General features: G+C 72.3%; 14 protein-coding genes. 6 read left to right on the top strand and 8 right to left on the bottom strand.

All coding sequences use genetic code 11. The features are described 5' to 3' along the window. Window positions 1-266: 266 nt before the first annotated feature. Window positions 267-575, bottom strand: coding sequence for a hypothetical protein (locus ADL22_RS29005; protein ID WP_066986332.1), 309 nt, complete (start codon window positions 573-575; stop codon window positions 267-269). A 398-nt stretch (window positions 576-973) separates the two neighbouring features. Here ADL22_RS29005 and ADL22_RS29010 point away from each other — a divergent pair, with 398 nt between their 5' ends. Both ADL22_RS29010 and ADL22_RS29015 read left to right on the top strand, forming a co-directional pair. Beyond that, window positions 974-1,978, top strand: coding sequence for a bifunctional lytic transglycosylase/C40 family peptidase (locus ADL22_RS29010; RefSeq protein WP_066986334.1), 1,005 nt, complete (start codon window positions 974-976; stop codon window positions 1,976-1,978). 203 nt (window positions 1,979-2,181) lie between these two features. Then, entirely contained in the window at window positions 2,182-2,940 is a 759-nt protein-coding gene (locus tag ADL22_RS29015) for a phosphatase PAP2 family protein (RefSeq protein ID WP_066986338.1), read from the top strand. A gap of 79 nt (window positions 2,941-3,019) precedes the next feature. On the opposite strand, the gene ADL22_RS29020 is transcribed toward ADL22_RS29015, so the two are convergent. After that, window positions 3,020-4,606, bottom strand: a complete 1,587-nt coding sequence (locus ADL22_RS29020; RefSeq protein WP_066986341.1) for an FAD-binding oxidoreductase — start codon at window positions 4,604-4,606, stop codon at window positions 3,020-3,022. Between the two features lie 143 nt (window positions 4,607-4,749). After that, a complete protein-coding gene (locus ADL22_RS29025; protein ID WP_066986344.1) occupies window positions 4,750-4,950 on the bottom strand; it encodes a hypothetical protein in 201 nt (66 codons plus the stop codon). A gap of 170 nt (window positions 4,951-5,120) precedes the next feature. Between ADL22_RS29025 and ADL22_RS29030 the strand changes: the two genes are divergently transcribed. After that, entirely contained in the window at window positions 5,121-5,981 is an 861-nt protein-coding gene (locus ADL22_RS29030) for a hypothetical protein (RefSeq protein ID WP_066986347.1), read from the top strand. A 143-nt stretch (window positions 5,982-6,124) separates the two neighbouring features. After that, complete coding sequence (locus ADL22_RS29035) at window positions 6,125-6,337, top strand: hypothetical protein (RefSeq protein WP_079064511.1); 213 nt, start codon at window positions 6,125-6,127, stop codon at window positions 6,335-6,337. Window positions 6,338-6,356: 19 nt separating this feature from the next. On the opposite strand, the gene ADL22_RS36505 is transcribed toward ADL22_RS29035, so the two are convergent. Then, on the bottom strand, window positions 6,357-6,761 hold the full coding sequence (locus ADL22_RS36505) for a metal-sensitive transcriptional regulator (protein ID WP_066986350.1): 405 nt from the start codon (window positions 6,759-6,761) through the stop codon (window positions 6,357-6,359). Between the two features lie 194 nt (window positions 6,762-6,955). Between ADL22_RS36505 and ADL22_RS29045 the strand changes: the two genes are divergently transcribed. Next, window positions 6,956-7,576: a DUF47 domain-containing protein gene (locus tag ADL22_RS29045; protein WP_066986353.1), complete on the top strand. Its 621-nt coding sequence runs from the start codon at window positions 6,956-6,958 to the stop codon at window positions 7,574-7,576. A 10-nt stretch (window positions 7,577-7,586) separates the two neighbouring features. After that, window positions 7,587-8,585, top strand: a complete 999-nt coding sequence (locus ADL22_RS29050; protein WP_066986357.1) for an inorganic phosphate transporter — start codon at window positions 7,587-7,589, stop codon at window positions 8,583-8,585. A gap of 122 nt (window positions 8,586-8,707) precedes the next feature. Here ADL22_RS29050 and pstB read toward each other — a convergent pair whose 3' ends face one another. From pstB to pstS, 4 genes are all read right to left on the bottom strand, one after another. Then, entirely contained in the window at window positions 8,708-9,484 is a 777-nt protein-coding gene (gene pstB / locus ADL22_RS29055; RefSeq protein ID WP_066986360.1) for a phosphate ABC transporter ATP-binding protein PstB, read from the bottom strand. A gap of 33 nt (window positions 9,485-9,517) precedes the next feature. Next, window positions 9,518-10,591, bottom strand: coding sequence for a phosphate ABC transporter permease PstA (gene pstA, locus ADL22_RS29060; protein ID WP_066986363.1), 1,074 nt, complete (start codon window positions 10,589-10,591; stop codon window positions 9,518-9,520). Continuing rightward, window positions 10,588-11,577, bottom strand: a complete 990-nt coding sequence (pstC, locus tag ADL22_RS29065; protein WP_066986366.1) for a phosphate ABC transporter permease subunit PstC — start codon at window positions 11,575-11,577, stop codon at window positions 10,588-10,590. The genes pstA and pstC overlap by 4 nt, the downstream gene beginning before the upstream one ends. A 96-nt stretch (window positions 11,578-11,673) precedes the next feature. After that, on the bottom strand, window positions 11,674-12,801 hold the full coding sequence (pstS, locus tag ADL22_RS29070) for a phosphate ABC transporter substrate-binding protein PstS (RefSeq protein ID WP_066986369.1): 1,128 nt from the start codon (window positions 12,799-12,801) through the stop codon (window positions 11,674-11,676). Between the last annotated feature and the right edge of the window lie 5 nt (window positions 12,802-12,806).

The raw sequence follows: 12,806 nt of genomic DNA on the forward strand, positions 1-12,806 counted from the left end.
GGGACGGCGGCCGGGGGCCGGGCGGGGGCGCACGGGGAGCGGCGGCGGGACGGGTGGTTGCCGGTGTGCGCGGTGCGGTGGCCGGGCGCGGCGGGCCGGGGCGGGAGGGTGGCACCCGCGCCGCCGCGCCGCCGCGCCCGTACGCACCGCGGAGCGCCCCGCGGCCGGGGTGCCGGCCGCCGGAGGGCGCTCGCGCGGAGGACCGGGCGGCCCCGGACCTGTCGTCGAACTCCCGCCGTCCGGGCGCGGGAGTTCGACGACCGGCCCTAGACCGCCATCCCGTACACGATGGTGAAGAGCGTGCCCAGGGACCCGATGATGAAGACGCCGGTCAGACCGGCCACGATCAGGCCCTTGCCCTGCTCGGCGCTGAAGGTGTCGCGGAGCGCGGTGGCGCCGATGCGCTGCTTGGCGGCGCCCCAGATGGCGATGCCGAGGCAGAGGATGATCGCCACCGCCATGATCACTTCGACCATCACACGGGCCTCGTGGCCCAGGCTGCCGAACGGTCCCCAGTCCGGGGCGATTCCGCCGATGATGGTGGTGATGTCGCCCTTTTCGGCCGCAATGAACATGTGTGAACTCACCGCCCCATTATGGGTAGTTGCCGGGCCGCGCCGGACGGCGCGGTCGGTCTCCATCTTCGCCGACAAAGCAGCCGCCGGCTGCCGACTCGGCGGCTTTCCGTGCGGCTTTCCGCGGCGGATCCGGTGCCCGTGCCGGGTGCGCGGCGCCGTCCGCCGCCCGCCGGACCCCTTTGTCTCACCGTGTGTATCACGGGCGATAACGCTGAGCAATGACTTCCAGGGCGGTGCGGGGCGGCCCGGGCGGGGATGTGACGGGAATCGCACACCGTTCGACGCGCCCCCTGCGCCGCCCCCTGCGCCGCCCCGTGCGCCGCGGTGCGGCGGCACCGCGCGCGGAGGCCGGAGAATGGGCTGTGAACCGCGCCTGAATAGGGGAGGGTTGGGGGGTGCGGAAATTCTGGGTGGCCACCGGGCTCGGCGCGGGGCTGATGCTCTGTCTGGTCGGGCTGCTGGTGATCGGTACGTACGGAGCGGCGGCGGGCCTGGCCGGGACGGCCGGCCGGGCGGTCGGGCTGGCCAAGGGCGCGGTGCCGGCCGCGTACCAGCCGCTGGTGCAGAAGTGGGGCACGCTCTGCCCGGAGATCAGCCCGGCGCTGCTGGCGGCCCAGCTCTACCAGGAGAGCGGCTGGAACGCCCGGGCCCAGAGCCCGGCCGACGCGCGCGGGATCGCGCAGTTCATCCCGGGGACGTGGGCCACCCACGGCGTCGACGGCAACGGCGACGGCAAGAAGGACATCTGGGACCCGGAGGACGCCATTCCGTCGGCCGCCTCGTACGACTGCGAGCTGGCCCGCTATGTGAAGGACGCGCCGGGCGACGCCACCGCCAACATGCTCGCGGCGTACAACGCGGGCGCGTACCGCGTCATCCAATACCACGGCGTGCCCCCGTACCGCGAGACGCAGAATTACGTCAAGACCATCACCACGCTCGCCAAGAGCTTCGCCGCGCCGGCCGGGCCGGTCGCGCCCTCCCGGCAGGCCGCCGCGGCCATCTACTACGCCCAGGAGAAGCTCGGTACGCCGTATCTGTGGGGCGGCAACGGCACGCCCGACCAGGGCGGCCGGTTCGACTGCTCCGGGCTGACCAAGGCCGCGTACCACTCGGTGGGCATCGAGCTGCCCCGGGTCGCCAACGACCAGTGGAACGCCGGCCCGCACCCGAAGCGGAACGAACTCCTCCCGGGCGATCTGGTGTTCTTCGCGTACGACCTGAACGACCCGCGCTCCATCCACCACGTCGGGATCTACGTGGGCGGCGGGTACATGATCAACGCGCCCTACACGGGGGCGGTGATCCGGTTCGACAAGATCGACACACCGGACTACATCGGCGCCACCCGCGTGACGTCCGATGGCGCGAAAGCGCTCCCGGCCGGGAACGGCGGGTGAACATAGGTCCTGAACTGCGAGGACGTGTCAAGCTTCGATAACGTCCTGGTGATCATCCCGTGGAAAGTGGAACGCCGGGGGCGGGCCGCGCGTTTTCCTGGCGTGGGGACACGGCAGCACGCTTGACGACCACACGGATCGGCAACGGGGGCAGGCAGCACACAACGGCGCTCGCGCGCGCGGAAGACAAGGGGCCACCGCAGATGGCTGGACTCGCACTCGAGGGGCCGAACCCCGACGTCGACGTGCTCGACGGCATCAACGGCCTCGCGAAGGACGCCCCGCGGTGGGTGAACCACGCGATGGAGTTCATCGGTGAGTACGGCCTGATCGCCGCCCTCGCGGTGCTGTGCCTGATCGCCTGGTGGTCCGCCCGCCGGCGGCCGGACGCCCCGGCCGCGGTCGCCGGGGTGGTGTGGGCGCCGCTGGCCGCCGGGCTGGCGCTGCTGGCCAACATCCCGATCCGCGGCTTCGTCGAGCGGCCGCGGCCGTTCAAGGACCACGCCGGGCTGGCGGTGCTGATCCCCGGCAAGAGCGACTTCTCGTTCGTCAGCGACCACGCCACGCTCACCATGGCCGTCGGCGTCGGCCTGTTCATCGCGCACCGCCGCTACGGCCTGATCGGGATCGGACTGGCGCTGCTGGAGGGCTTCTGCCGGGTCTACATGGGCGTCCACTACCCGACCGATGTGATCGGCGGATTCGCCCTGGGGACGGCGGTGGCGCTGCTGCTGGCGCCGCTCGCGCAGGCGGCGCTGGGGCCGATGGCGGCGGCGGTCGGCCGGTCCCCGGTGCGGTGGCTGGTGCGGGCCCGGGGCGGTACGGCGGAGAGCGGCCCGGAGCGCGCTGTCGACAACCGCCTGGAGCACAACCCGGAGCACGGCCTGGAGCACGGCCCGGTGGTGGCCGCCGAGCCGGCGCCGCGTCACCACCACGACCGCGACAAGGACCTGGCGGCCTGACAGCCCCGGACGCGGCCCGATGGCCCGGCCCCCGCCGCGGGGGACCGGGTCATCGGCGTAGTCGGGGGCCCGCCCCGCCTCAGAGCGCCTGGGGGAAGGTGCTGAACAGCCGCTGCGGGTCGTAGCTCCGCTTGACCGCGTCCAGGCGCGCGGCGGCCGCCCCGTAGTACGCCGACTTCCAGTCGGTCAGCGCGGCGTCGGTGTAGTTCTGGTACGCCGCGCCCGAGGAGTGGCGGCGCAGCGCGCCGTGGCAGGCGTCCAGCCACGCGGTGCCGGCCGCGCCGGAGCCGCCGGCCGGCCAGGACGCCAGGTACTGCGCGAGGAAGCGGGACCGGCGGTGGACGAACGCCGTGGCGCCGGCGCCCACCCGGTTGACGGCCCCGCCCAGCGCGGTCAGCGCGACGTTCCCGGCGACGCCCTTGCGGCCGCCGGCCTCGATCTGCGCCAGCAGGGTCTGCACACCGGCCGCGGACAGCGAGCGGTCGAAGAAGTGCGAGCGGGCCGCGTACGTCTCCCGGCCCAGCTTCCCGGACCCGGTGTGGCCGGGCAGCGTGCCCGGCATATGGCACTGCGCGCCGGCCTTCGACGAGCAGCCCGCGTACGCCTCCATGGCGTCCAGGTAGCCGCTCGGGGTGAGGGTGACGCGGGTGGCCGGGCCGGGGCCGCCGGGCCGGTCGGCGAGCCGGTCGACGGCGTTCTGGAGGTCGCGGTAGCCGCCCAGCGAGAACGCCGCGACGGAGACCGCCGGGGTGGCGCCGGGCCGGGCGTCGACGTGCGCGGTGGACCATATCTCGTCCGGCTGGTCCGGGCCCCAGGTCTGCCAGGAGCTCAGCACCGCCGCCGCCTTCGACCACGGCCAGGACATGTAGGCCCGCACCGCGCGGGGCGCCGGGTGGGTGCGGAAGCGGAGTTCGGTGACCACGCCGAAGTTGCCGTTGCCGGCGCCGCGCAGCGCCCAGAAGAGGTCGGGGTGGTGGCCGGCGTCGCAGTCCACGGTCTTCCCGTCGGCCGTGACGACGGTCGCGCCGACCAGGCTGTCGCAGGTCAGCCCGTACGCCCGGGAGACCACGCCGTGGCCGCCGCCGAGGGTCAGGCCGGATATCCCGACCGTGGGGCAGGACCCGCCGGGGACCGTCACGCCGTGCGCGGCCAGGCCCCGGTAGACGTCGATGAGTTTGGCGCCGGCGCCGATCCGGGCGATACCGCCGGACGGCGCGCCGACGGAGGCGAGCGCGGAGACGTCGATGACCAGCTTGCCGTTCCCGCTGGAGAAGCCGGCGTACGAGTGGCCGCCGCTGCGGATGGCGACCGGGGCGGCGTAGCGGCGGGCGAAGGCCAGGCACTCGGCGATGTCGCCGGGGTGCCGGACGTAGGCGACGGCGGACGGTTTCAGGCCGTCGAAGCGGGTGTTGTAGAGGCGGCGGGCGGCGGCGTAGGCGGCGTCGGAGGGGCGTATCAGCTCACCGTCCAGGCCCTTGCCGAGCGCGCTCCAGGCGGCCTGGCCGGCCGGGCTCTTGGCGGCGGCCGCGGCGGTCATCGCGCCGGCCGGGCCGGAGGCGGAGGCGGCGCCGGTGCCCGCCGCCGGGCCGCCGTCGCAGCCGGTGGTCCAGGCGAGAGAGGTGGCCGCGAGTGTGCCGCCGGCCGTCAGGAGTGTGCGCCGCTTCACTGGGATGAATCCCCCTTGGTTGTCGTACGGTCCGTCCCCCGGGCCGCCCGGTACCGCGGGGAAGTCCGTTGCCGCGCGGTGCTGTTGTGGCCCTGCCTCTCCAGATGCGGCGCGGGGGCCCGCGGGTTCCCGAACGGACCGCGTCATTCCACGGGGCGCTCCGCGGCGGGACCCGAAGCGGCGTCAGAACCGGCCACCCCTACGCCGGCCAGATGGCGCTCGGCGTCGGCGCGCGCCTGCGAGCGCGCCCGGCGGGCCATCCCGGTCCAGCCGCAGTCGCAGCGGGCCAGACAGAACGAACCACGCTCGGTGGTGAAGGTGCGGTGCGCGTCGTTTTCGGCCACCCGCTCACGCTACGCGGCCCAGGTGGCGTTGCGTGACGAGGCCCCGGAACGGTCGTTGAACGGATCGGTCGACGCCCACCGGACGAGCCGGCGGCGGGACGTCCGACCGTCCCGAGCGGACCGGCCGGCCCAGGCGGTCCCGAGCACAGCGGCCGAGGGGGCTCGTACGCATGGTGGTGCAGGACAGGCGAGGCGGCGCGGTCGCCGCGGCCGTGGCGTGCGGGACGGGGCTGATGGCCGGGCTGCTGGCGACGGGCTGCTCACCGGACGGCGCGGCCGCGGACGACCAGGCGGCGCCCCGGCGGGCGGCGGCCGCGGTGGAGCTGCGGCGCTGCGCCGACGCGCTGGTGCGGGCCGGCACCGCCAAGGTGCGGACGGCGATGGAGACGGTCAGCGGCGGGACGCGGGTGGCGATCCGGGGCGCCGGCGGCTACGACTTCGCGGCCGGCACCGGGCAGCTGCGGGTGGTGCTGCCGGACCTCGCGGGCAAGCCCAGCGGCGGCCATCAGCCGATCACCGAGATCCTGGCGCCCGGTGCGCTGTTCATGAAGAACCGCGGGGCCGGGGTGCCGGCCGGCAAGTGGGTGCGGGTGGACACCGCCGCGCTGCCGGACGGCAATCTCGTCACCGGCGGTGCCACCGATCCGCTGGCCGCCGCGGAACTCCTCCGCGGGGCGCGCCAGGTGACGTACCAGGGCGAGGAGCGGCTGCGCGGGGTGGTGGTGCGGCACTACCGGGGGACGACCGATCTGGCGGTGGCGGCCGGGGCGGCGTCCGCGCGGAGCCGGCCGGCGCTGCTGGCGGCGGAAAAAGGGTTCACCACCGGGGTGGTGCCGTTCGACGCGTATCTGGACGACGCCGGGCGGCTGCGCAAGGTCCGCGAGCGGTTCCGGTTCGCCAACGGGCGGCCGAAGGGGGCGTCGGTGACGTCCACGACCGAGCTGTACGGGTTCGGGGTGCCGGTGGCGGTGCGGCTGCCGGAGCGGGACGCCATCTATACGGGGAAGATCGCCTCGGCGCCGCCCTCGTAGGCCCGTCCCCGGAGGTCGGTCCCCGGCGGCCGGCTCCCCCCACCCCTGCCGCGGAAATGGTCCTTCCGTGCCATGTGCGGGGCGGGCGCCCGTCCCTACCCTGGCGTTAACCACGCGGCGTGGGGAGGCGCTCGGAGGAGGAGGTGTCGGACGTGGCCGCCCATCGCCGGCCGACGCTCCAGGACCCGGTGGCGCTGGCCGAGATCGACCTGACCGGGGAGCTGATGATCGCGGCGGCGGCCGCGAGCGAGGAGCGGCTCAGCACGGACCGGATCGACGAACTGCTGCGCGTCGAGGCGGCGCGGGACGCGCGGCCGGACGCGGCCGGCGGGGAGCCGGCGGCTCCGGGGGCCTGACCGCGCCCGCCCGGCGGCTTCAGCTCCGCAGCATCCGCTCGATCGCCTTCGTCGCCTCCTGGACCTTGGCGTCGATCGCGTCCGGCCCCTTGGCGGCCGCGTCCGCGACGCAGTGCCGCAGGTGCTCCTCCAGCAGCTGGAGGCCGAAGGACTGCAGCCCCTTGGTGCTGGCCGAGACCTGGGTGAGTATGTCGATGCAGTAGACGTCCTCCTCCAGCATCCGCTGGAGGCCGCGGATCTGGCCCTCGATCCGCCGCAGTCGCTTGATGTGCGCGTCCTTTTGCTTGGCGTAGCCGTGGCCGCCCGGCGCCGGATTCCCCGCAGCGGTATCGGTCACAGCGCCGGCCCCGGACTCGGGCCCAGGGCCGTGGCAGGCCGCGGCGGCCGCGGTGGTGCCGCTGGTGTCCGCATCCGTGGTCGTCATGGCCGTCTCCCGTGGTATTGAGGCGATTCATATACCCCCGGCGGGTATATGGTACCGAAGTTCGCGGGCGCCCGCGGTACCCCGTGCAGAGCATGCTGCCCGATGGGCGACACTGAAGGAATGCCGGTTAGCTGTGGCTGGATGATGCGCCTAGCATCAACTCGACCGAATCCGATGTACCCCGAGGATTTCACGTGCGCTTTCGTCTGACCCCCAGGGAGACGAGCTTCTACGACATGTTCGCGGCGTCCGCCGACAACATCGTCACCGGCTCCAAACTCCTGATGGAACTGCTCGGGGCGGACACCTCCGCACGGGCCGAGATCGCCGAACGGATGCGGGCCGCGGAGCACGCGGGGGACGACGCGACCCACGCGATCTTCCACCAGCTGAACTCCTCGTTCATCACGCCGTTCGACCGCGAGGACATCTACGCCCTCGCCTCCTCGCTCGACGACATCATGGACTTCATGGAGGAGGCCGTCGATCTCGTCGTCCTCTACAAGATCGAGGAGCTGCCGAAGGGCATCGACCAGCAGATCGAGGTGCTGGCGCGGGCGGCCGAGCTGACCGCCGAGGCGATGCCGAACCTCCGCACGATGTCCAACCTCACCGAGTACTGGATCGAGGTCAACCGCCTGGAGAACCAGGCCGACCAGATCCACCGCAAGCTGCTCGCGCACCTCTTCAACGGCAAGTACGACGCCATCGAGGTGCTCAAGCTCAAGCAGATCGTGGACATCCTGGAGGAAGCCGCGGACGCCTTCGAGCACGTCGCCAACACGGTCGAAACCATCGCGGTCAAGGAGTCCTGAGCCCTACGCCATGGACACTGTCGCGCTCATCGTGACCATTGCGGTCGCGCTCGGTTTCACCTATACCAACGGCTTCCACGACTCGGCGAACGCGATCGCGACCTCGGTCTCGACGCGGGCGCTGACCCCGCGTGCCGCGCTGGCGATGGCGGCCGTGATGAACCTCGCCGGGGCGTTCCTCGGCAGCGGTGTCGCCAAGACGGTCAGCGAGGGGCTGATCGCGACCCCGCACGGCGCCAAGGGGATGGGCATCCTCTTCGCCGCGCTGCTCGGCGCGGTGGTCTGGAACCTCGTCACCTGGTACTTCGGGCTGCCGTCGTCGTCCTCGCACGCGCTGTTCGGCGGCATGGTCGGCGCGGCGCTGGCCGGCGGGACGCAGGTGATCTGGTCCGGGGTGGTGCAGAAGGTCGTCCTGCCGATGTTCATCTCGCCCGTCATCGGGCTGGTGCTCGGCTATCTGGTCATGGTCGTGATCCTCTGGCTGTTCCGGAAGGCCAATCCGCACAAGGCCAAGCGCGGCTTCCGGATCGCGCAGACCGTCTCGGCGGCCGGTATGGCGCTCGGGCACGGCCTCCAGGACGCCCAGAAGACCATGGGTGTCGTGGTGATGGCGCTGGTCATCGCCGACGTGGAGAAGGCCGACGACGCCATCCCGCTGTGGGTGAAGCTGGCCTGCGCGATCACCATGTCGCTCGGTACGTACGCGGGCGGCTGGCGGATCATGCGGACGCTGGGCCGCCGGATCATCGAACTGGACCCGCCGCAGGGCTTCGCCGCCGAGACCACCTCGGCCTCGGTGATGTACGTGGCGTCGTTCCTCTTCCACGCGCCGATCTCCACCACCCACGTCATCACCGCGTCGATCATGGGTGTCGGCTCGACCAAGCGGCCGCGCGCGGTGCGCTGGGGCGTGGCCAAGAACATCGTGATGGGCTGGTTCATCACCATGCCGGCCGCGGCGCTGGTCGCGGCGCTGGCGTTCTGGCTGATCAAGCTGGCCTTCGGCTGACGGCCGGGCGCCGGCGCGGCACGGCAGGCGAAAGGGCCCGTCCCCGGGTTGCGGGGGCGGGCCCTTCGTCCCGTGGTGGCACCGCCATGCAGCACCCCGGGACAGCTGGGGCGGCCGGGCGGTCAGCCGAAGCGGCCGGAGATGTAGTCCTCGGTGGCCTGGACCGACGGGTTGGAGAAGATCCGCTCGGTGTCGTCGATCTCGATCAGCTTGCCGGGCTTGCCGACCGCCGCGAGGTTGAAGAACGCGGTGCGGTCCGAGACCCGCGCGGCCTGCTGCATGTTGTGGGTGACGATGACGATGGTGAAGCGCTCCTTCAGCTCCCCGATGAGGTCCTCGATGGCGAGGGTGGAGATCGGGTCGAGCGCCGAGCAGGGCTCGTCCATCAGCAGCACCTGCGGTTCGACGGCGATGGCGCGGGCGATGCACAGCCGCTGCTGCTGGCCGCCGGAGAGGCCGGAGCCGGGCTTGTTGAGCCGGTCCTTGACCTCGTTCCAGAGGTTGGCGCCGCGCAGCGACTTCTCGACGATGTCCGCCAGGCGGCTCTTCTTGTACGTGCCGTTGAGCCGCAGACCGGCCGCGACATTGTCGAAGATCGACATGGTGGGGAACGGGTTCGGGCGCTGGAAGACCATGCCGACGGTGCGGCGGACCGCGACCGGGTCGACGCCGGGGCCGTAGAGGTCCTCGGAGTCCAGCATCACCTTGCCCTCGACGCGGCCGCCGGGGGTGACCTCGTGCATGCGGTTCAGGGTGCGCAGGAAGGTCGACTTGCCGCAGCCGGACGGGCCGATGAAGGCGGTCACCGAGCGCGGCTCGATGCTCATGGAGATGTCGTCGATGGCCTTGTGGGCGCCGTAGTACGCGTTCAGGCCGCTGACGTCGATTCGCTTGGCCATGGGATCACTGCTTTCTTTCTGCCGACGGCTCGGTCAGCGGCGGGTCGCGGGGGCCTTCCAGCGGGCGATGCCGCGGGCCAGGAGGTTCAGGACCATGACGAAGGCGATCAGCACGAGTGCCGCGGCCCAGGCCCGGTCGTAGGAGGCGTCGGAGCCCTGCTGCCACTGCTGGAAGACGTAGAGCGGCAGGGACTGCTGGGCGCCGTCGAAGGGGTTGTTGTTGATCGTCTTGGCGCCCCAGACCAGCAGCAGCACCGGGGCGGTCTCGCCGGTGATGCGGGCGACGGCGAGCATCACGCCGGTGGTGATGCCGCCGAGCGAGGTGGGCAGGACGATCCGGAGGATGGTGCGCCACTTCGGGACGCCGAGGGCCAGCGACGCCTCGCGCAGCTCGTTCGGGACGAGCTTGAGCATCTCCTCGGTGGAGCGGACCACCACCGGCATCATCAGGATCGCCAGCGCCATCGCCCCGGCGAAGCCGGACGGGCCGAAGCCGAGGATCAGGATCCACACCGACAGCACGAACAGGCCGGCGACGATCGAGGGGATGCCGGTCATCACGTCGACGAAGAAGGTGACGGTCCGGGCGAGCCGGCCGCGGCCGTACTCGACGAGGTAGATCGCGGTCAGCAGGCCGAGCGGGGCGGCGATCAGGGCCGCCAGCCCGACCTGCTCCAGGGTGCCGATGATCGCGTGGTAGACGCCGCCGCCGGGCATCGCGTCCGGCAGCGTGCCCATCGAATGGGACAGGAAGTAGCCGTCCAGGACCTTGCTGCCGCGGGCCGCGGTCTCCCACAGCAGCGAGGCGAGCGGCACCACGGCGAGCAGGAAGGCGGTCCACACGGCGCTGGTGGCCAGCCGGTCCTTGGCCTGCCGGACGCCCTCCACGGCCGCGGTCAGCGCGAACGTGGCGGCGACGAAGAGCAGCGCGGCCAGCAGGCCCCACTGGACGGCGGAGTCCAGGCCGGCGGCCAGCCCGGTGCCGCAGCCGGCGGCGAGGGCGGCGGCGGCCAGGGCCGGCAGCGTCCAGCGCGGGAGCTTGGACTTGGTGAGCGCGAGCGGGGTGCGCGGCTCGGCGACCTTGCGGTGGCTGGTGGCGACGCTCATGAGTTGGCCCCCGAGTACTCCTTGCGCCGGGCGATGATCATTCGCGCCGCGCCGTTGACGAGCAGGGTGATCACGAAGAGGACGAGGCCGGAGGCGATCAGGGCGTCCTGGCCGAAGGTGTCGGCCTCGCTGAACTTCCCGGCGATGTTCTGGGCGAAGGTGCCGCCCCCCGGGTCCAGCAGACTGGCGTTGATCAGGAAGCTCGGGGAGAGGACGGTGGCGACCGCCATCGTCTCGCCCAGCGCCCGGCCCAGGCCCAGCATGGAGGCGCTGATGACGCCGGAGCGGCCGAAGGGCAGGACCGCCGTCCGGATCACCTCCCAGCGGGTGGCGCCGAGCGCCAGCGCGGCCTCCTCGTGCATCCGCGGCACCTGGAGGAAGACCTCCCGGCTGACGCTGGTCACGATCGGCAGCACCATGATCGCCAGCAGGATGCCGACGGTGAACAGCGAGCGGGCGGCCCCGCCGCCGTAGCTGAGGATGCCGGTCCAGCCCAGGACGTCGTTCAGCCAGCTGTAGAGGCCGCCGAGGTGCGGGACGAGGAAGAGCGCGCCCCACAGGCCGTAGACGATGCTGGGGACGGCGGCGAGCAGGTCGATGACGTAGCCCAGCGGCGAGGCGAGCCTGCGGGGCGCGTAGTGCGAGATGAACAGCGCGATGCCGACCGCGACCGGGACCGCGAGGGCCATCGCGATGACCGAGCTGACGACGGTGCCGAAGGCCAGGACCGCGATGCCGAACTTCGGCTCGGTGCCGGTGGCGTTCCAGTCGAGGGTGGTGAGGAAGTTCGCGTGGTCGCCCGAGATGGCGAGGATCGAGCGGTAGGTGAGGAAGGCCGCGATGGCGGCCATGATCACCAGGAGCGCGATGCCGGAGCCGCGGGAGAGGCCGAGGAAGATCCGGTCGCCGGGGCGGACCGCCTTGCCGGAGACCGAGCGGGTGGCCGGTGGCGGGGGTGTGTCGGGTATCGAGGTGGTGAGGTCCATGGGTTTCTCCGGTCTGCGGAGCGAACGGGCTCCTGCGCGGCGGTGCACCGGATGGGCGGCGGCCGCGGTGAACGGACCGGGGCCGCCGCCGCGGGGTCAGGAGAGCGTGGCGACGGTCTTGCGGACCTTGTCGGCGATCTCGGTGGGGAGCGGGGCGTAGCCGAGGGCCTTGAGGGCGTCCTGGCCGTCCTTGCCGGAGATGTAGGTGAGGAAGGACTTGGCGGCCGGCAGGGTCTCGGCCTTGTTGCCCTTGTCGCAGGCGATCTCGTACGTGACCAGGGTGATCGGGTAGGCGCCGTCGGCCTTGGTGGTGTAGTTGAGCTTCAGCGCCAGGTCGCTGCCCTGGCCGGCCGGCTGGGCCTCGGCGATCGCCTTGGAGGCGTTGTCGACGGTGGCCTCGACGGGGGCCTTCGCGCCGGTGTCGATCTTGACGGTGGGGATCTTCCCGGAGGCCGCGTAGGACAGCTCGAAGTACGAGATCGCGCCGGAGGTCTGCTTGACCTGCGAGGAGACGCCGGCCGAACCGGACGCCGCCTGGCCGCCGGCGCCCTCCCACTTCTTGGCCGGCTCGTGCTTCCAGGCGCCGCCGGAGGCCGCCTTGAGGTACTTGGTGAAGTTGTCGGTGGTGCCGGAGTCGTCGGAGCGGTGGAACGCCTGGATCTTGAGGTCCGGGAGCTTGGCGGACGGGTTGAGCTTCTTGATCGCGGCGTCGTTCCAGTTGGTGATCTGCGAGTCGAAGATCTTCGCCAGCGTGGGCGCGTCGAGGACCAGGCCGTCCACGCCGGGGACGTTGTAGCCGACCGCGATCGGGCCGCCGACCATCGGCAGGTCGATCGCCTGGCCGCCCTTGCAGACCGCCTTGGACTTGGTGATCTCCTCCGGCTTGAGCGGGGAGTCGGAGCCGGCGAACGCGGTCTGGCCCTGGAGGAAGGTGGTCACGCCGGCGCCGGAGCCGGTGGGCTGGTAGTTGATCTCGGTGCCCTGGCAGGCGCCCGCGTAATTCTGCACCCAGACGTCCATGGCGTTCTTCTGCGCGGACGAACCGGAGGCGAGCAGCTTGCCCTTGCCGTCGCACTTGATGTTCGCGGCCTTGGCGGAGCTGCCGGCGCCGCCGCCGCTGCCGCTGGTGTTGTCGGAGCCGCACGCGGAGAGGGCCAGGGCACCGGAGACGGCGAGAGCGCCAACGGCGAGGGCGCGAACCCGGTTCTTGCGCTGAAGCTTCACTGTCG

It is taken from the genome of Streptomyces sp. NRRL F-4489 (assembly GCF_001509485.1).
Taxonomy (GTDB): Bacteria; Actinomycetota; Actinomycetes; order Streptomycetales; family Streptomycetaceae; genus Streptomyces.